The organism is Pseudomonas sp. NPDC088414, from assembly GCF_044753325.1.
Classification (GTDB): domain Bacteria; phylum Pseudomonadota; class Gammaproteobacteria; order Pseudomonadales; family Pseudomonadaceae; genus Aquipseudomonas.
The window spans coordinates 190,715-209,963 of record NZ_JBIVMY010000005.1 but is presented as its reverse complement, the minus strand read 5'-3'; the positions used below and the strand labels follow the sequence as shown (position 1 = coordinate 209,963).

The following is a 19,249-nucleotide window of genomic DNA, read 5'->3' as shown; positions in this document are numbered from 1 at the left end:
TCAAGACAAGAAGTCCTGGGAAATCTTTACCATGCGTTTGCACTTGTTCAAGGCTCTACCGTTCGCCCTCGCCGCCTCTTTCGTCCAAGCACAATCCTTACCAGAAGCCATGCAGCAGGCACTGGATGTCCATCCGGAAATCCAGGCGGGGGTCAACAGTCGTTTGGCCGCGGATTATCAATTAAAGGCAGCCAAAGGTGGATACCTGCCCAAGGTCGATCTGCTAGGCGGTTATGGCCGTGAGGGCACCGACAGCGTGACCACCCGCGCCAACGGTGGTGGTAACCACTGGGAAACTTTGAACCGTAGCGAGTCAAGTTTACGTCTCTCGCAAATGGTTTTTGACGGTTTTGCCACGTCCAGCGAAGTCGGGCGTCAACAAGCCACCGTCAACTCCCGCGCCTATTCGCTGCTCGGCACTTCCGAGCGCACCGCACTGACCGTCGCCCAGGTCTATCTGGACGTGCTGACCCGCCGCGAATTCGTGCGTCTGGCCGAAGAAAACCTCAAAAGCCACCAGCGCATCTACGACCAGATCCAGCTGCGCACCCAGCGCGGCGTCGGCAGCGGCGCTGACCTCGATCAGGCTGAAGCGCGGATGGCTCAGGCCCGCAACAATCTGATCACCGAACAGACCAACCTCGCCGACTCCGAGACCAACTTCCTCAGTGCCGTCGGCCAGATGCCTGACCAGTTGGAGCGCCCGGCGCCGTTCATGGCGATGATGCCGGCCAACCTCAATGAAGCCCGGACGCAGATGCTGGAAAACAGCCCGATCCTGCGCTCGGCCGAGTCCGATATTGCCGCTGCCGAGAAGCAGTACGAAACCGCCAAGTCGACCTTCTACCCGCGTTTCGACGCCGAGCTGGGTCGCACTGCCGACAACGATCTCGACGGTCAGAACGGCCACAACAACGAATGGCAGGCGATGCTGCGCATGCGCTTCAACCTGTACTCCGGCGGCAGCAACAAGGCCGATCTGGAATCCAAGTCGTACCTGTCGAACCAGGCGCTGGACATCCGCAACAACGCCCTGCGTCAGTTGAACGAAGAACTGGGTCTGGCCTGGAACGCCCTGAACAATGCCAATGCGCAGGTGCCGATCGCTCAGCAGTACGTTGATCACAGCACCGCGGTGCGTACCGCCTACCAGCGTCAGTTCAGCCTCGGCGAGCGCACCCTGCTCGATTTGCTCGACAGCGAAAACGAGTTGTTCACCGCTTCGCGCCGTTTGGCCGAAATCAAGAACATTCAGTTATTTACTCAGTATCGAATCAAGGCGACCATGGGCGAGTTGCTCAAGAGCCAGGGAGTGGTCGCACCGTTGGCATCCGTCGTGCAGAACGATGTGAAGCCGAAGGTCCAACTGCCGGGTATGAATTGAGCAGAACCTTCATTGTTCAATTGTTAGCCAAGAGTGCCGAGCGTGGAATCAGAAGTCAGTCGAGTTCAACTCATTCATGATCCGCGCGCGATGCACGACGATCCCTTACTGGATGGTCTGCTCGCTCTATGCATGTTGCACCAGAAGCCGGCCAGTGCCGCGATGCTCACCACTGGCCTGCCGTTGCCCAAACAACGCCTGAGTGTCGAGTTGCTGCCCCGCGCGGCCGCTCGCGCCGGGCTGCAGGGCCGGGTGCTGCAACGCAAGCTGGAAGAGATTCCGGCGATTGCCATGCCGGCGCTGTTGCTGCTCAAGGATGGCCGCAGTGCGGTCCTGCTTGGCTGGCAAGGCGAGAACGAAGCCCGGGTGCTGCTCAGCGAAAGCGACGGCGGCGAATCGGTGGTCAGCCGCGAATTGCTGGCCGACGACTACACCGGCAAAGTGTTCTTCGCCCAGCCGCAGCACAAATTCGACGTCAACCACGGCACGCTGATCCCGCGTGCGCGCTCGTGGTTTCGCGACACCCTCAAGCGCTCGCGCTGGCTGTATGCCGATGCGATCGCTGCGAGTTTCCTGATCAACATCATCGCCATGGCCGCGCCGCTGTTCGTGATGAACGTCTACGACCGCGTGGTGCCGAACCAGGCCGAAGCGACCCTGTGGGTGCTGGCGCTGGGCATCACTGGTGCCTACATTTTCGACCTGATTCTCAAGAGCCTGCGCAGCCTGTGCCTGGATCTGGCCGGCAAGAAAACCGACCTGATCATCTCCGCGACGTTGTTCGAGCGCATCGTCGGCATGGCGATGAAGTACCGCCCGGCGCGGGTCGGCAGCTTCGCGCAGAACATCCATGAGTTTCAGAGTCTGCGCGACTTCCTCGCCTCGCTGACCCTGACCAGCCTGATCGACCTGCCGTTCACCATTCTGATCTTCATCGTCATCGCGATTCTTGGCGGGCACCTGGTGTGGATTCCGGTGCTGGCGTTCCCGATTGCGCTGCTGATCGGCTACGCGTTGCAGAAGCCGCTGGTAGCGACCATGGAACGCACCATGGCCCTCGGTGCCGAGCGTCAGTCGAGCCTGATCGAAACCCTCGCCGGCCTCGATGCGGTCAAGGTCAACAACGCCGAAAGCGAACGCCAGTACCAGTGGGAACAGACCATCGGCACCCTCAGCCGCCTCGAGCTACGGGTGAAAATGCTCTCCGGTCTGGCGATGAACATCACCTTGCTGATTCAGCAACTGGCCGGGGTGATCATGATCGTCTTCGGCGTGTACCAGATCATCGCCGGCAACCTGAGCATGGGCGGTCTGATCGCCTGCTACATGCTCAGCGGCCGCGCGCTCAGCCCGCTGGCGTCGCTGTCCGGGCTGCTGACCCGCTACCAGCAGGCGCGCGTGACCATGACCTCGGTTGACCAGATGATGGAGCTGCCGCAGGAGCGCAATTTCGAAGAGCGCCCGCTGAGCCGCAAGGTGTTGCAGGGCGCGATCGAGTGCCGTCAGTTGAACTTCACCTACCCGGAACAGCAGAACCCGGCGCTGAAGAACATCAACCTGGTGATCCGTCCCGGCGAGAAGATCGGCATCATCGGTCGCAGTGGTTCGGGCAAGAGTTCGCTGGCGAAACTGCTGGTGGGCCTGTATCAGCCGGACGACGGCGCGTTGCTGGTGGACGGTGTGGATATCCGCCAGATCGACGTCAGCGAGCTGCGCTACAACATCGGCTACGTGCCCCAGGACATCCAGCTGCTGGCCGGTACCCTGCGTGACAATCTTGTCTCCGGCGCGCGCTATGTAGAAGACGAGCTGGTGCTGCAAGCCGCCGAACTGGCCGGCGTGCATGAGTTCGCCCGTCTGCATCCTCAGGGTTATGAGCTGCAGGTCGGCGAGCGCGGGCAGAACCTGTCCGGTGGCCAACGACAGAACGTTGCACTGGCGCGGGCGCTGCTGCTCAACCCGCCGATCCTGCTGCTCGACGAACCGACCAGCGCCATGGACAACACTGGCGAAGAACGCCTCAAGCAACGTCTGGCCGCCGTGGTTGAAAACAAGACCGTGGTGCTGGTGACGCACCGGGCCTCGCTGCTGTCGCTGGTCGACCGCCTGCTGGTGGTCGACCGTGGACAGATTCTCGCCGATGGCCCGAAAGCCGCCGTGATGGAAGCGTTGAAGAAGGGGCAGATCAGTGTTGCTTAAGTCGGGTGTCAAAGAGTCGATCCGTCGCTACTTCAAGGGTTCTGCCTCGCTGCAGGGCCAGCCGCTGCCGGAGGTCAACAAGGCGCTGATCGAGGACGCCCCGCGCGTCGTGCGCCTGACCATCTGGGCAATCATCGGCTTCTTCCTGTTCCTGCTGCTGTGGGCCAACTTCGCCGTGATCGACGAAGTGACCAAGGGTGACGGCAAGGCGATTCCGTCGTCGAAGATCCAGAAAATCCAGAACCTGGAGGGCGGGATCGTTTCGGAAATGTTCGTCAAGGAAGGTCAGATCGTCGAGGCCGGCGCACCGCTGATTCGTCTGGACGATACGCGGTTTGCCTCCAACGTCGGCGAAACCGAAGCTGATCGACTGTCGATGCTGTTGCGCGTCGAACGCCTGAGCGCCGAGGTCGATGACCGTCCACTGAATTTCCCGGAAGACGTGCTCAAAGCCGTGCCGGGTCAGGCGAAAAGCGAAGAATCGTTGTACATCAGCCGGCGTCAGCAACTGCACGACGAGATCGGTGGTTTGCAGGAGCAGTTGATCCAGCGTCAGCAAGAGCTGCGCGAGTTCAGCTCCAAGCAGGCGCAATACCGCCAGCAACTGGGCCTGCAACGCCAGGAAATCAACATGTCCGAGCCGCTGGTGGCGCAGGGCGCGGTATCGCCGGTAGAAGTGCTGCGGCTCAAGCGTGCCGAGGTGGAAACCCGTGGTCAGCTCGACGCCACCACGCTGGCAATCCCGCGCGCTGAATCTGCAATCAAGGAAGTCCAGCGCAAGATCGACGAGACTCGCGGCAAATTCCGCAGCGAGGCGCTGACTCAGCTCAACGAAGCCCGCACCGACCTGAACAAGGCCCAGGCCACCGGCAAGGCGCTGGAAGATCGGGTCAGCCGGACGCTGGTCACCTCGCCGGTACGCGGCATCGTCAACAAGTTGCTGGTCAACACCATCGGCGGCGTGATCCAGCCGGGTAGCGACATGGTGGAGATCGTGCCGCTGGATGACACCTTGCTGGTCGAAGCCAAGATCCGTCCGCAGGACATTGCCTTCCTGCACCCGGGGCAGGAAGCGATCGTCAAATTCACCGCGTACGACTACACCATTTACGGCGGGCTGAAGGCCAAACTGGAGCAGATCGGTGCCGACACCATCACCGACGAAGACAAGAAAACCACCTACTACATCATCAAGGTGCGCACCGAGCGCAGCCACCTCGGCACTGATGAAAAGCCGTTGCTGATCATCCCGGGGATGGTTGCGTCGGTGGATATCATCACCGGCAAGAAATCGGTGCTGAGTTACCTGCTCAAGCCGATCATCCGGGCGCGGGCGGAGGCGTTGCACGAGCGTTGATTCTCTAGCGGTCATCAGGGCCTCATCGCTGGCAAGCCAGCTCCCACAGAGTTTCCGGTTGGAACACGATTGTGTGCTCGACATCGGAAACTGTGGGAGCTGGCTTGCCAGCGAAGGCGCCAGTGAAGTTGCCACATTACGCATAGAAGTGACACAAATCGTCACTCACCATCCAGTCCATTCCTCACCATCCGCCATATCGTTATTCATTAACGGTATTTAATTTCCTTTTCTTATAGCTTTAAAGTCATCCCCCTGCGTACCTGCCGACCAATCGGCGCGCCGCACGACCTGAACCGACACGCAATCCAGCGTGAGTGTCTGATCGACGTGCGCGCCCGTGAGCGCGCCGTGCGTGGGAGATTGAGAGATGTCCGCAGCTACTGCCACCCCAAGCGCCGCGACTGCCGCGCCGCAAAGCTTTGAAATTCGTCCGTTCAGCGGTGCCGTCGGTGCCGAGATCATCGGCCTGGACCTGACCCGGCCGGTCAACGACCAGGACTTCGCCCGCATCCATCGCGCGCACCTGGATCACCACGTCGTGGTCTTCCGCGATCAGCGCATCACTCCGCAACAGCAAATCGATTTCAGCCGCCGTTTCGGCGTGTTGCAGATCCACGTGCTCAAGCAGTTCCTGCTGGCCAATCACCCGGAAATCCTCATCGTTTCCAACATCGTCGAGAACGGCCAGAACATCGGCCTCGGCGATGCCGGCAAGTTCTGGCACTCCGACCTTTCCTATAAAGAGCTGCCGAGCCTTGGCTCGATGCTGCATGCCCAGGAATTACCGTCCGAGGGCGGCGACACCTTGTTTGCCGACATGCACAAAGCCTGGGACAGCCTGCCGCAAGCGTTGCGCAAAGCCGTGGAGGGGCGCTCGGCCGCACATTCCTACACTGCGCGTTACAGCGAGACCAAATTCGAAGGCAACTGGCGCCCGACCCTGACCCCGGAGCAACTGGCGCAGGTCGCCGAAGTGGTGCACCCGATCGTCCGCACTCATCCAGAAAACGGCCGCAAGGCGTTGTTCGTCAGCGAAGGCTTCACCACCCGCATCGTCGGTCTGCCGGAGGACGAGAGCCAACAATTGCTGGCCGAGCTCTACGCCCACAGCGTGCTGCCGCAAAACATCTACCGCCATCAGTGGCAGCCCCACGACATGGTGTTCTGGGACAACCGTTCGCTGATTCACCTTGCCGCCGGCTGCCCTGCGCACCTGCGCCGCAAGCTGTATCGCACGACTATTCAGGGCGACGCGCCTTTCTGATTTGCCGGAGATTCGATCATGTCCAAACGTCTTCCATTTGCACCGCTGGCGGCGGCCATCGGCCTGGGTTTCAGCCTGATTGCCGGCAGCCTGGTGGCGCCGACCGTGGCCCACGCCGAAGGTGAAATCCGCATCGCCGAACAGTTCGGGATTGTCTATTTATTGCTCAACGTGGTGCGCGATCAGGGCCTGATCGAGAAGTACGGCAAGCAGGAAGGCCTCGACATCACGGTCGACTGGACGCAGCTCTCGGGCGGCGCGGCGGTCAACGATGCCCTGTTGTCCGGTTCCATCGACATTGCCGGCGCCGGGGTCGGCCCGTTGCTGACCATCTGGGATCGCACCCACGGCAAGCAGAACGTCAAGGCCGTGGCCTCGCTCGGCAATTTCCCTTACTACCTGGTGAGCAATAATCCCAAGGTCAAAACCATTGCCGATTTCACCGAGAAGGACCGCATTGCGGTGCCGGCGGTGGGCGTGTCGGTGCAGTCGCGTTTCCTCCAATACGCGGCGGCCAAGCAGTGGGGTGACAAGGAATTCAATCGCCTCGACAAATACACCATCGCCGTGCCGCACCCGGATGCGACCGCTGCGTTGATTGCCGGCGGCACCGAACTGACCGGGCATTTCTCCAACCCGCCGTTCCAGGATCAGGCGCTGCAGAATCCGAACGTGCACGTGGTGCTCAACTCCTACGACATCCTCGGCCCGAACTCGCCGACGGTGCTGTTCGCCACCGAGAAATTCCGCAACGACAATCCGAAAACCTACAAAGCCTTCGTCGAAGCGCTGAGCGAGGCCGCGCAATTTGCCCAGAACGATAAGGGCGCGGCGGCGGACACCTACATCCGCGTGACCAAGGCCAGGATCGACCGCGCCGAGCTGCTGAAAATCATCGACAACCCGCAATTCGAATTCAGCGTCACGCCGAAAAATACCTATCCACTGGCCGAATTCCTCTACCGCGTCGGTGCGATCAAGAACAAACCGGAATCGTGGAAGGACTACTTCTTCCAGGACGCCAAACCGCTGCAGGGGAGCTGATCGAGATGAACGCCCCTTTGCAAGGCCACGCGGCCAGCAACCCGATCGCCAGTACGCAAGCGCTGCTGGCGGTGGATAACGTCAGCCTCGAATACCGCACCCCGCAACGGGTGGTGCGCGCCACGCATCAGGTCAGTTTCGAAATCGATCCGGCGGATCGCTTCGTGCTGCTCGGCCCGTCTGGCTGCGGCAAGTCGACTTTGCTCAAGGCGGCCGCTGGTTTCATTGCACCGAGTGAAGGCGAGATTCGCCTGCAAGGTCAGCGGGTCGATGGACCAGGTCCGGACCGGATCGTGGTGTTCCAGGAGTTCGATCAACTGCCGCCGTGGAAAACCGTGAAACAGAACGTGATGTTTCCGCTGCTGGCCTCGCGAACCTTGAACAAAAAAGACGCCGAAGCACGTGCACTGCACTATCTGGACAAGGTCGGTCTGGCGGCGTTCGCCGATGCTTATCCCCACACTTTGTCCGGCGGCATGAAGGCGCGGGTGGCGATTGCCCGGGCGCTGGCGATGCAGCCGAAAATCCTTCTGATGGACGAGCCGTTCGCCGCGCTGGACGCGCTGACCCGGCGCAAGATGCAGGAAGAGTTGCTGCTGCTCTGGGAGGAGGTGCGCTTCACCCTGCTGTTTGTCACCCACTCGATTGAAGAGGCGCTGGTGGTCGGCAATCGCATCCTGCTGCTGTCGCCACATCCGGGGCGGGTACGCGCTGAGGTGCACAGCCATCAATACGATCTGCAAAGCCTCGGCGGCGTAGCGTTTCAAGAATCGGCGCGACGCATTCACCGCTTGCTGTTCGATGAAGGCCAGTCGCCGGAAACCGAGCGTGACCATGACTTCAACGACATTCGTATCGCTTATTGAGCGTTCTGGAGGATTGCCTGATGAGCCAACCATCGTCTGTACGACAAGAGTTTGAAACCGTCCTTGAACCATTGTCCAGCGTGCCGCTTGAGCGCGAATTGCCGTTGGCGCAACGCCTGTGGCAACAGGGCTGGCTGCGTAAAAGCCTGATCCTGATTCTGCTGGCGATCCTCTGGGAAGTGATCGCCCGGGTGCAGAACAACGACCTGTTGCTGCCGAGCTTTCTGCAGACCAGTCATGCGCTGTACGACGGTCTGCTCAGTGGTGAGTTGCTGGGCAAGGTGTGGATATCGCTGGTAGTGCTGATCAAGGGTTACCTGATCGGCATTGTGCTGGCGTTCGCCCTGACCACACTGGCGGTGTCGACGCAGTTTGGCCGGGATCTGCTGAGCACCCTGACCTCGATGTTCAACCCGCTGCCGGCGATTGCCTTGCTGCCGCTGGCCTTGCTCTGGTTCGGGCTGGGGCAGAACAGCCTGATTTTCGTGCTGGTGCATTCGGTGCTGTGGGCGCTGGCGTTGAACACCTACGCCGGTTTTCTCGGTGTCTCGGAAACCCTGCGCATGGCCGGGCGCAACTATGGGCTGAAGGGCATGCGTTTTGTGCTGTTCATCCTGATCCCGGCAGCGCTGCCGTCGATCCTCGCCGGGCTGAAAATCGGCTGGGCGTTTGCCTGGCGCACGCTGATCGCCGCCGAACTGGTGTTCGGTGCGACCAGTGGCAAGGGTGGGTTGGGCTGGTACATTTTTCAGAATCGCAATGAGCTCTACACCGACAAGGTATTTGCCGGGTTGGCGGTGGTGATCCTGATTGGATTGCTGGTGGAGAATCTGGTGTTCGATACGCTGGAGCGGGTGACGGTGAAGCGTTGGGGCATGCAGCGCTGATGTGTATTGACTGAGCTGGCCCCATCGCTGGCAAGCCAGCTCCCACAGGGATTGTGGCGTTCACTCATTCTGTGACCGCCGAAAATCCTGTGGGAGCTGGCTTGCCAGCGATGGCGTCCTGACAGCCGCCGCGAAGTTGAAGGATGTTTGCTAGCATTGCACCCGGATCAATCCAGATCAGCCACGAGTGCTCTGCATGCAACTCCCGGACATGAACCTCCTGGTCGCCCTCGACGCCCTGCTCGACGAAGGCAGTGTGGTCGGGGCCGCACGGCGCATGAACCTCAGCCCCGCCGCCATGAGCCGCACCCTGACGCGCATTCGCGAAGCCATCGGCGATCCGATCCTGGTGCGCGCTGGCCGTGGCCTGGTGCCTACCCCCAAAGCCGTCGAATTGCGCGAGCAGGTGCGCGAGGTGGTCGAGCAGGCGGCGCTGCTGTTTCGCTCCGCCGACAGCGTGGAGCTTGGCACCCTGCGCCGGCGCTTCAGCATCCGCGCCAATGACTTTTTCATCGGCGTGTACGGCGGCAAGCTGTTCGACACCCTTGACCAGCAGGCGCCGCACTGCGAATTGCGCTTCGTCCCCGAGGGCGATGGCGACGATGAGGCGTTGCGCGAAGGGCGGATTGATCTGAGTGTCAGCAACACACGTCCGGTGACCCCGGAAGTCAAAGTGCAGAACCTGTTTTCCACGCATTTCGTCGGTCTGGTGCGGGAGGATCATCCACTGCTCGACGGCGAGATCACCGCCGAGCGCTATGCCGGTTACTCACATATCAGCATGTCACGCCGTGGTATTGCTCGCGGCCCTATTGATACCGCGTTGAATGCCTTGGGCCTGGAGCGGCGGGTGGCGGTGATTGCGCCAAGCTTCCACGCGGCGATGTTTGCCTTGCCCGATTCCGACCTGATCCTGCCGGTGCCCAAGGAAGCGTTGCTCAGCGTGCGCCGACTGGGCCTGAAGCTGCGCTCGTTCAATCTGCCGATCCCGTTGCCGACGCTGATGCTGACCCAGGCCTGGCACCCGCGCTTCGACAAGGACCCGGCGCACCGCTGGCTGCGCGAAACGCTCAAGGCGTGTTGCGACGAGACGTGGCTGGCCGCGCAACCCTGATCCCACAAACCACGCAAATCTCTGTAGGAGTGAGCCTGCTCGCGATAGCGGTGTATCAGTCGCCAAAAGTATCGACTGAAATGGCGCCATCGCGAGCAGGCTCACTCCTACAGGAAAATCGTTGTGTCTGACGCACTTATAACCTGCCAATAAGTCAATTTTCGTCAGCAGTAAGCCTTACTAAAATGCTCCGGTATTTTTCCTTCCGGAGTGTGTATCCATGACATCCCTGTCGGTCCCGGCGCCCCTCGCTGCGGCCAGTCCGGCGACGGCGGCCGCGCCACCGGTGTTCGGGGCGCGGATCATCACGGGCCTGGTCGGCGTGCTGCTTGCGGTATTGGTCTCGGGCCTCAACGAGATGGTGACCAAGGTCGCGCTGGCCGACATCCGTGGCGCGCTGCACATCGGTTACGACGAGGGCACGTGGCTGGTTGCCAGCTACACCGCGACCTCGGTCGCCGCGATGGCATTCGCCCCTTGGTGCTCGGTGACCTTTTCGCTGCGCCGTTTCACCCTCTGCGCGATCAGCCTGTTCACGCTGCTCGGCGTGTTGTGCCCGTTCGCCCCGAATTACGAAAGCCTGCTGCTGATGCGCACCCTGCAAGGGCTGGCGGGCGGTGCGTTGCCGCCGATGCTGATGACGGTCGCCCTGCGTTTTCTACCGGCCAATTTCAAACTCTACGGCCTGGCCGGTTACGCGCTGACCGCAACTTTCGGCCCAGGCCTCGGCACGCCGCTGGCCGGGCTGTGGAGCGAGTACGTCGGCTGGCAATGGACGTTCTGGCAAATCATCGTGCCGTGCCTGATCGCCATGGCGATGGTCGCCTGGGGCATTCCGCAGGATCCGCTGCGCCTGGAACGTCTCAAGACATTCAACTGGAAAGGCCTGCTGCTGGGTTTTCCGGCGATCTGCATGCTGGTGATCGGCTTGCTCCAGGGCAATCGGCTGGACTGGTTCGAATCGAACCTGATCTGCGCGTTGCTCGGCGCTGGCTCGTTGTTGCTGCTGGCGTTTCTGATCAATGAATGGTCGCAGCCGGTTCCGTTTTTCAAGTTGCAGATGCTCGGCATCCGCAACCTGTCGTTCGCGCTGATGACCCTGGCCGGGGTGCTGGTGGTATTGCAGGCGGTGGTGCTGATTCCGTCGAGCTATCTGGCGCAGGTCCAGGGTTATCGTCCGGTGCAGACCGCGCCGATCATGCTGATCGCCGCGCTGCCGCAGTTGATCGCACTGCCTCTGGTGGCGGCGCTGTGCAACCTGCGCTGGGTCGATTGCCGCTGGGTGCTCGGCATCGGTTTGAGCATGTTGACCCTGTCCTGCCTGGGCGGCTCGCTGCTGACCTCGGAGTGGATTCGCGACAATTTCTACGTCCTGCAATGGCTGCAGATTTTCGGTCAGCCGATGTCGGTGCTGCCGTTGTTGATGTTGTCCACCGGCAGCATCCAGCCACAGGATGGGCCGTTCGCTTCGGCGTGGTTCAACACGGTGAAAGGCCTGGCGGCGGTGATCGCCACTGGCGTCATCGAAGCACTGACCACCGCGCGCCTGCATTTCCACTCGACCATGTTGATCGACAGTCTCGGTAATTCACCGTTGGCTGATCGCAGCGATCCAGGCCTTGCCCACCGCCTGCACGAACAGGCCGTGGTGCTGACTTCCTCTGATCTCTATGTGTGCATGGCTGGCGTCGCAGTGGCGCTGATCCTGCTGATTTTCTGGCTGCCGACGCGGATCTTTCCGCCGCGCGCGCCGACCTGATGGCTGTACTGAAACAGAAGGTTTTTATGACGACTCAAGCAAAGCAGAAACTCGCGGTGGCCGTGGCCACCGCACTGGCGGTCGGCGTGCTGGTGTACCTGGCGATGCCCGGTCTGTTCGGCAAACGAACTCAGCAAAACACCAACGATGCGTTCGTCTCTGCCGACTACACCTTGGTGGTGCCGCGTGTGGCCGGGTTCATCAAGGAAGTGCTGGTGGAAGACAACCAGCAGGTCAAGGCCGGGCAATTGCTGGCGTTGATCGATGATCGCGATTTGCGCGCCGCCGCTGAAGCGGCCGATGCGCAAACCCTGGTCGCCCGCGCTCAACTGCAAAACGCCAGGGCGACGCTGGAACGGCAGACCTCGGTGATTGCTCAGGCGCAGGCCTCGGTGGTCTCGGCCAAAGCGGAGATGGCGTTTGCCCAGCAGGAACTAAATCGCTACAACCACCTCGCTGGCGTCGGCGCCGGCACGGTGCAGAACGCGCAACAGGCCCGTACGCGCATCGATCAGGCGAGCGCACGGCTCGATACCGCCAGCGCGAAACTGGCGGCCGAGCGCAAGCAGGTGGAAATCCTCACTGCGCAGCGCGATGCCGCTGAGGGTAATCTGAAGCACGCACAAGCGGCGCTGGAAATCGCCAGTTTCGAGCTGTCCTACACGCGCATCACCGCGCCGCAGGACGGCATGGTCGGCGAGCGCGCGGTGCGTGTCGGCGCTTATGTCACGCCGGGCAGCAAGCTGCTGGCGGTGGTGCCATTGCGTCAGGCGTATGTGATCGCCAACTTTCAGGAAACCCAACTCACCGACGTGCAGCCGGGGCAAGACGTGCAGGTACGCGTCGACAGTCTCGGCGGCGAAACGTTGAGCGGCCGTGTTGAAAGTATCGCCCCGGCGACCGGCGTGACCTTCGCCGCTGTGAAGCCGGACAACGCCACCGGTAATTTCACCAAGGTCGTGCAGCGGATTCCGGTGAAGATCATGCTCGAACCGGGTCAGCCGTTGGCCGAGCGTTTGCGTGTGGGCATGTCGGTGGAGGCGAGCATCGATACCCGCAGTCCGGCGGCGTCGGAGCGTGAGGTAACTCAGCGATGACTCAGCATAAAAACCTGTGGCGAGGGAGCTTGCTCCCGCTGGGTTGCGAAGCGACCGCAAAAATCGCGAGTGCTACGCACTCGAGCGGGACGGTGCGACGATTCGACAAGCTCCCTCGCCACAAAAGTCTGTTTCAGTCACTTGTTGTGGTGAGCTTGTTTGGCCTCAGCGCCTGCACCGTCGGCCCGGATTTTCACAAACCCGAAGCCACGCAGATCGCCGACTGGGCCAAACCCGTGAAGGCCGCCGCTAGTCAGGTGGTCAGCCAACCGCTGAACGAACGCTGGTGGGAGGTTTTCCATGATGCGCAACTCTCGGCCCTCACCCAGCGAGCGATGCACAGCAACCTCGACCTGCAACTGGCCAGCAGCCGCCTGCAACAAAGTCGCGCCGCGCGCCAGGTGATCACCGCGGATCGTTATCCGACCACTGCGACGACCGGCAGCTACGCCCGTCAACGCAACAGCGGCAAAGGCTTGAGCGATCCGTCCGGGCATAACGGCGATTCCGCCTTCAACCTGTGGGACGCCGGTTTCTCCGCTTCGTGGGAGCTGGATTTCTGGGGCCGCGTGCGCCGCGAAACCGAGGCGGCCGACGCCAACCTCGAAGTCGCCGAAAACGACCGTCGCGGCGTGCTGCTCGCGGTCCTCGCCGACACCGCACAGAACTACATTCAGCTACGCGGTGTGCAGAACACTCGTGCGGTCACCGAGCAGAACCTTGACGTCGCCCGGCACAGCCTCAAGCTGTCGCAACTGCGCCTCAACGATGGTGTAGCGACCGATCTCGACGTTGCCGAAGCCGCCGCACAGGTTGCGGCCATCGAATCGCGCCTGCCGGCGCTCGAACAACGCCAGTCGCAACTGATCAATGCGATCAGTCTGTTGATGGGCGAAGCGCCCCAAGCGCTGGCCAAGGAGTTATCCACAGACGGTGCGGTGCCGCAGTCACCGCTGCAAGTCGCCATCGGCCTGCCGTCGCAGCTGGCCGAACGCCGTCCGGACATCCGACAGGCCGAGGCGCGCCTGCACGCCGCCACCGCCAATATTGGCGTGGCCAAGGGCGATTTCTATCCGCGCATCACCCTGTCCGGCAACCTCGGCTCGCAAGCGATGCAACTGAGCGATTTCGGTTCCTGGGGCTCGCGCGCTTTCGGTATCGGCCCGCAATTGAGCCTGCCGCTGTTCGACGGCGGACGCCTGCGAGGCATGCTGCAACTGCGCGAAGCCCAGCAACAGGAAGCGGCCATCGCCTACCAGCAGACCGTGCTGCGCGCCTGGCATGAAATCGACGATCAACTGACGGCCTACAACGCCAGCCAACGCCGCCGCGACAGCCTCGCCGAAGCCGTGCGGCAGAACCAGATCGCCCTGCGCACCGCACAACAGCAATACGTCGAAGGCGTGGTTGATTTCGTCAACGTCCTCACCGTTCAAGGCGCGTTGCTGGCGACTCAGGAGCAGTGGGTGGAAAGCTCGACCGGCGTTTCGCTGGCGATGGTCGGGTTGTACCGAGCGTTGGGCGGGGGCTGGGAGTCGGTGTATCCGGCGGGGGAGGTGGCGCGGCGCTGATGGCCTGAACTGGAAATGCCGAGGGCTGTTTGGGATTGGCCGGGGTGCCGGATGTCGTGAAAGCGCACACCGCCATCGACGGCTCTCCTGTGGCTGACCTAAAGTGACGGGCAGGTTCGGCTCCATCCGTTCGCGATATTCCGGCACAGCAAGAGGATGCAATGGCGGCACACAGAGAAACGCCGGTTGGCGACACGCAGGATCCGCGCGCGGTCCCGGGTGCATGGCTGGTGGCCTTGCGTCTGCTTCGCTGGGCCAGAGAGCACTGGTTGTTACCGATCATGCTGCTCGCGGCGGCGGTGCGTTTTTTCGACCTGACGGCGGCGGCGATCTGGTTCGACGAAGGCTCCAGCGTCCTGCTGAGCCAGTTTCCACTGGCCGAGATCTGGGGGCTAGCGGGCCACGATGTGCACCCACCGCTGTATTTCCTGCTGCTGCACGGCTGGATCGGGCTGTTCGGTGACGGCATCCTGTCCATTCGCTTGATGAGTGCGCTGCCGGGGATCATTACCGTCGGTCTCGGTGTGTGGCTGGTGGATCTGCTCGCCACCCGTCGCGCTGCGTTGCTGGCCGGGCTGTTGCTGGCGTTGTTGCCCACGGCCGTGCGCTACAGCCAGGAAGTGCGCATGTATTCGCTGCTCGGCATGTGGCTGATCGGCGCGACGATCGCGCTGGTCTACTGGGTGCGCCAGCCGCGTCGGCATCGCTATCTGGTGGCCTATGCGCTGCTGATGACGGCAGCGTTCTACACCCACTACTTCACCGTTCTGTGCGTGATCAGCCACTGGCTGTATCTGACAGCGGTGCGCGTGCAGCCGGGGTATCGGCTGCGGCATATACAGCGTCCGGCCTGGTGGCTGGCCAACTTGAGCATCGCGTTGCTGTACATGCCGTGGGTGCCCAACCTGCTTGATCTGCTGCAGCACATCCCGGAACTCAAGGCCAGCAATGACATAGGCTGGGAAGATCCGGTGACCGTCAGCTCATTGCCGTCGATGGTCTGGTCGTTGCTGATCCAGGACGACGGCATGACCTTGCCGGGGTGGCTGTTTTTGCTTTTGCCATTGGCGCTGGTAGCCGTGATTGCCGTTGCCCTGCATCGTGATCGCAGCGTATTTCGCGGCAGCTTGTTGTTGCTGTGCTACAGCGTGATGCCGATTCTGCTGGTGTTTGGCGTGTCGTTCATCTCGCCGGTGTTCATCGAGCGGTATTTGACGGCCTATGCGTTGGGGTTGCCGATGCTGGTGGCGCTGGCGATTGATCGGCTGTACATAGGTTCTCGCGTTCTGGCGCTGGCGATTCTGGTGCTGTTCGTCGGGGTCGAACTGGTGGGTGTGAAGAACAACGCCACGGTCGACAGCAATGATCAGTTCAGCGTGCTGGTCGACTACGTCAATCGACACTTCACCGAGGGTGACCGGATCGTCACCAGCGACATGATGTGGTACCTCAGCTACATCTACTACAACCGCACTGACGCGCAGATCCGTCTGTATACGCCACCAGCGGCGGATGGGCGTTCCACGCGTCCCAATGCCTACGGATTTGGCACTTTGGTCGGCGAGGAGGTTTTCCTCGATCAGCTTGGCGACGTGTCCAAGGGCAGCACGCGGATGTGGTTGATCGGCACGCTGGATGAACCCGATGAGTTTGCCGCGTTGCCTGAAGGCTGGCAGCGGCAGAGCGATGTCCATGCAGGCGGCGCATTTGCACGTTTGTACGTGAGGGAGCCGAGCGCCGATAAACCGGGCGGGTGATCGCAGGCTCAGGATTTGCCCGACAAATCCGCCATCCCCTTGAGCAATTCGATCGGCAACGGAAAGACGATCGTCGAGCTCTTGTCGCCGGCAATCGAACTCAAGGTCTGCATGTAGCGCAACTGCATGGCGCCGGGCTGGCGGCCAAGCATTTCGGCGGCCTGCATGAGTTTTTCCGAAGCCTGCAGTTCGCCTTCGGCGTGGATCACCTTGGCCCGGCGTTCGCGTTCGGCTTCGGCCTGTTTGGCAATCGCACGCACCATCGACTCGTTGAGGTCAACGTGCTTGATCTCGACGTTGGCGACCTTGATGCCCCAGGCATCGGTCTGGGCGTCGAGCACCTGCTGGATGTCGATGTTCAACTGCTCGCGTTCGGCCAGCAGTTCATCCAGCTCATGTTTGCCGAGCACCGCGCGCAGGGTGGTCTGCGCCAGTTGGCTGGTGGCCGAAAGAAAGTCTTCGACCTGAATGATTGCCTTCTGCGGGTCGAGCACGCGGAAGTACAGCACCGCGTTGACCTTCACCGAGACGTTGTCGCGGGTGATCACGTCCTGCGGCGGCACGTCGAGCACCACGGTGCGCAGATCGACGCGGACCATCTGCTGCACCACGGGAATCAGCAGGATCAGCCCCGGGCCCTTGACTTGCCAGAAACGTCCGAGCTGGAACACCACGCCGCGTTCGTATTCACGCAGGATGCGGAACGTCGACCCGGCGAGGGCGATCACCAACAGCAGCAGTGCAACAAAACCGATTTGCAGACCCATGATCACTCTCCGTGTCGCACCGCGTCAGTCGCGGCGACTTTCAGCAATAAGCCATTTCGCCCGACCACGCGCACCGATTGCCCGGTGTGCAGCGGTGTCGCGCTGTGCACTTGCCAGTGTTCACCCTGCAATTGCACCCAGCCGCTGCAGGCGTTTTGCGCTTGCACGGTGGTCACCGCTGTCACGCTGCCGACCAGCCCGGCATCGCCGCTGACGGCGCGGCGGGGGCGGGTTTTCAAGGCACGGACGATCAATCCGATCAGCAGCAGGGCGCTGAGCAGGCCGAGGCCGATGATCATCGGCACCGGCAACTCGGCGTTGCCCAGAATCAGCGCGCCGATGACGAACATGATGATCCCGCCGAGGCCGATCACCCCGTAGTTGGGCAGCGCCGCTTCGGCGATCAGAAAGGCAATGCCGAGGGTGATCAGCCACAGGCCGATCGGATTGACCGCCGTCAGCGGGACGTCAGCCGCAAGGACCGAGGCGCTGGCCAGCAGTATCAGGAAAAACAAACAACATCGGCTGTTCACGTGACCCTCCGGGAGAGTCATGGGGGTGTTTCCTTAAGTCTAGTTGAGCTTGGCGCTGGATGAATTCTGCTCAATGAGCAGATGTGTCCAGTGAGCGGATTTCCCTTCGCCAATGCCTTGCCGGACTAGACTCAGCAGAACAGTCATAACGTTCAGCGGGACACCGAGGTGCAGCATGCGTATGGCAAAAAAAGTGCAGAGCAGCCTGAATCGGGCGCACTGCGAATATGACATCGTGGCCCACCGCCACTCGGCCAGCAGCCTGGAAACCGCGCGGGTTTCCGGGGTGCCCGCCGAACGCGTGGCCAAATCGGTGATCCTCGACGACCACCACGGGCATTACCTGATGGCCGTGCTGCCGGCCAGTCGGCATCTGGACTTGAGTAAAGTGCGCATTCGCGGCGAATGGCAGATCACCCGGGAGAGCAACCTGGCGCATATCTTCGATGACTGCGAACGCGGCGCGGTGCCACCGCTCGGTGATTCCTACGGCCTGGACATGGTCATCGACCCGCTGCTGACCCGGCAGAAAGACATCTACCTGGAAGCCGGCAACCACAACTACCTGCTGCACATGAGCATGCCCGAGTTTCTGAAAATGGTGCCGCATGCCGAGGTGCGGGAGTTGAGTCATTAGGTTCTGTAGCGCTTTCGCGGACGCCTTCGCGAGCAGGCTCGCTCCCACAGGTTGATCGCGTTCCCCTGTGGGAGCGAGCCTGCTCGCGAATAATCTCCCACCCACCGCATTCTTGAAGGAGTCCTCCATGGAGCAGCCAACCCACAGCCTGCCGTCCCTCTTCGAGCAGCTCGGCCTGAGTAGCGACCCGGTGAGCATCGAACAATTCATCGCCACCCATTCCCCGCTCAAACCCGAACTGCACCTGGCGGACGCGTTTTTCTGGAGCAAAAGTCAGGCGGATTTCTTGCGCGGCGAGATTCTCGATGATGCGGATTGGGCGGAGGTGGTGGATCAACTGAATGTGCTGTTGCGCAAGGGGCGGGAGGGATGACTATGTGGCAACCATTTAGCGGCTGATCGTTTTTGCGATTGTCTGAAAGTTCTAAATAGACCAATATCACGACCTCAACTGAGGTCTTTTATTATGCAAAGTGTTCTTGCCGATATGGCGGTCAGTGTTTCCGAATTGAAGAAAAATCCATCAGCAGTGTTGAGTGGCGCACAGGGTGGTGCTGTTGCTGTGCTGAACCATAATCGCGTCATGGGTTACATGGTGCCAGCCGATGTTTACGAAGCCATGATGGAGCGGCTTGATGATTTGGAACTGGCCGAGATCGTCCGTTCCCGCAGTCATGAAACACCCATTTCGGTAAGCCTGGATGACCTATAAGCTCGAATTTCTGCCATCTGCTCATAAGGAGTGGAACAAGCTGGGTCATACGTTGCGAGATCAATTCAAGAAAAAGCTCGCTGAAAGGTTATCGCTACCAAGGGTATCGGCTGATGCGCTTCATGGAATGCCTGACTGCTACAAAATCAAACTGAAGGCTTCTGGTTACCGTCTGGTCTATCAAGTGATAGATGAGCGAATCGTCGTTTCGGTAGTCGCTGTGGGAAAACGCGAGCGCAGCAGTGTGTATGAGAAAGCCAAAAAACGCTGAGTCGTCCAGACCTCGGCGTTTTTTTCT

The 19,249-nt window shown here is 61.2% G+C and carries 18 protein-coding genes; 16 read left to right on the top strand and 2 right to left on the bottom strand.

From position 1 onward, the window contains the following. Positions 1-31: 31 nt before the first annotated feature. The 12 genes from ACIP8I_RS08595 (at position 32) to ACIP8I_RS08540 (ending at position 16,302) form a co-directional block, all read left to right on the top strand. Positions 32-1,384: a TolC family outer membrane protein gene (locus ACIP8I_RS08595; protein ID WP_007961502.1), complete on the top strand. Its 1,353-nt coding sequence runs from the start codon at positions 32-34 to the stop codon at positions 1,382-1,384. 42 nt (positions 1,385-1,426) lie between these two features. Further along, entirely contained in the window at positions 1,427-3,583 is a 2,157-nt protein-coding gene (locus ACIP8I_RS08590) for a type I secretion system permease/ATPase (protein WP_135294692.1), read from the top strand. Continuing rightward, positions 3,573-4,940 carry an HlyD family type I secretion periplasmic adaptor subunit gene (locus ACIP8I_RS08585; protein ID WP_027611115.1) on the top strand — a complete coding sequence of 456 codons (1,368 nt, stop codon included), beginning with the start codon at positions 3,573-3,575 and terminating at the stop codon, positions 4,938-4,940. The genes ACIP8I_RS08590 and ACIP8I_RS08585 overlap by 11 nt, the downstream gene beginning before the upstream one ends. 370 nt (positions 4,941-5,310) lie before the next feature. Next, positions 5,311-6,207 (top strand): TauD/TfdA dioxygenase family protein, encoded by an 897-nt coding sequence (locus tag ACIP8I_RS08580; RefSeq protein ID WP_400760214.1) that lies wholly within the window; start codon positions 5,311-5,313, stop codon positions 6,205-6,207. An 18-nt stretch (positions 6,208-6,225) separates the two neighbouring features. Beyond that, positions 6,226-7,251 carry an ABC transporter substrate-binding protein gene (locus ACIP8I_RS08575; protein WP_400760211.1) on the top strand — a complete coding sequence of 342 codons (1,026 nt, stop codon included), beginning with the start codon at positions 6,226-6,228 and terminating at the stop codon, positions 7,249-7,251. Positions 7,252-7,256: 5 nt separating this feature from the next. Beyond that, entirely contained in the window at positions 7,257-8,117 is an 861-nt protein-coding gene (locus ACIP8I_RS08570; protein ID WP_367082346.1) for an ABC transporter ATP-binding protein, read from the top strand. Between the two features lie 20 nt (positions 8,118-8,137). Beyond that, positions 8,138-9,004 (top strand): ABC transporter permease, encoded by an 867-nt coding sequence (locus tag ACIP8I_RS08565; RefSeq protein WP_400760209.1) that lies wholly within the window; start codon positions 8,138-8,140, stop codon positions 9,002-9,004. A 196-nt stretch (positions 9,005-9,200) separates the two neighbouring features. Beyond that, entirely contained in the window at positions 9,201-10,118 is a 918-nt protein-coding gene (locus tag ACIP8I_RS08560) for a LysR family transcriptional regulator (RefSeq protein WP_400760207.1), read from the top strand. Positions 10,119-10,338: 220 nt separating this feature from the next. Further along, positions 10,339-11,877 carry an MFS transporter gene (locus ACIP8I_RS08555; RefSeq protein ID WP_400760204.1) on the top strand — a complete coding sequence of 513 codons (1,539 nt, stop codon included), beginning with the start codon at positions 10,339-10,341 and terminating at the stop codon, positions 11,875-11,877. A 26-nt stretch (positions 11,878-11,903) separates the two neighbouring features. Then, the gene (locus ACIP8I_RS08550) at positions 11,904-12,974 is read left to right on the top strand and encodes an HlyD family secretion protein (protein WP_400760202.1); all 1,071 of its coding nucleotides are present in this window, start codon (positions 11,904-11,906) and stop codon (positions 12,972-12,974) included. Further along, positions 12,971-14,545 (top strand): efflux transporter outer membrane subunit, encoded by a 1,575-nt coding sequence (locus ACIP8I_RS08545; protein WP_400760201.1) that lies wholly within the window; start codon positions 12,971-12,973, stop codon positions 14,543-14,545. The genes ACIP8I_RS08550 and ACIP8I_RS08545 overlap by 4 nt, the downstream gene beginning before the upstream one ends. Positions 14,546-14,706: 161 nt before the next feature. Then, complete coding sequence (locus tag ACIP8I_RS08540; protein WP_183784471.1) at positions 14,707-16,302, top strand: glycosyltransferase family 39 protein; 1,596 nt, start codon at positions 14,707-14,709, stop codon at positions 16,300-16,302. An 8-nt stretch (positions 16,303-16,310) separates the two neighbouring features. On the opposite strand, the gene ACIP8I_RS08535 is transcribed toward ACIP8I_RS08540, so the two are convergent. Next, positions 16,311-17,069 (bottom strand): slipin family protein, encoded by a 759-nt coding sequence (locus ACIP8I_RS08535; protein ID WP_003220464.1) that lies wholly within the window; start codon positions 17,067-17,069, stop codon positions 16,311-16,313. 2 nt (positions 17,070-17,071) lie between these two features. Next, positions 17,072-17,623 carry an NfeD family protein gene (locus tag ACIP8I_RS08530; RefSeq protein WP_400760197.1) on the bottom strand — a complete coding sequence of 184 codons (552 nt, stop codon included), beginning with the start codon at positions 17,621-17,623 and terminating at the stop codon, positions 17,072-17,074. Between the two features lie 154 nt (positions 17,624-17,777). Here ACIP8I_RS08530 and ACIP8I_RS08525 point away from each other — a divergent pair, with 154 nt between their 5' ends. The 4 genes from ACIP8I_RS08525 (at position 17,778) to ACIP8I_RS08510 (ending at position 19,222) form a co-directional block, all read left to right on the top strand. Continuing rightward, positions 17,778-18,239, top strand: coding sequence for an aminoacyl-tRNA deacylase (locus ACIP8I_RS08525; RefSeq protein ID WP_027611126.1), 462 nt, complete (start codon positions 17,778-17,780; stop codon positions 18,237-18,239). A 127-nt stretch (positions 18,240-18,366) separates the two neighbouring features. Beyond that, entirely contained in the window at positions 18,367-18,612 is a 246-nt protein-coding gene (locus ACIP8I_RS08520) for a DUF2789 domain-containing protein (RefSeq protein ID WP_400760194.1), read from the top strand. Between the two features lie 93 nt (positions 18,613-18,705). Further along, on the top strand, positions 18,706-18,951 hold the full coding sequence (locus ACIP8I_RS08515; protein WP_204894228.1) for a type II toxin-antitoxin system Phd/YefM family antitoxin: 246 nt from the start codon (positions 18,706-18,708) through the stop codon (positions 18,949-18,951). Beyond that, positions 18,941-19,222: a type II toxin-antitoxin system RelE/ParE family toxin gene (locus ACIP8I_RS08510; protein ID WP_007961475.1), complete on the top strand. Its 282-nt coding sequence runs from the start codon at positions 18,941-18,943 to the stop codon at positions 19,220-19,222. The genes ACIP8I_RS08515 and ACIP8I_RS08510 overlap by 11 nt, the downstream gene beginning before the upstream one ends. Positions 19,223-19,249: the final 27 nt, after the last annotated feature.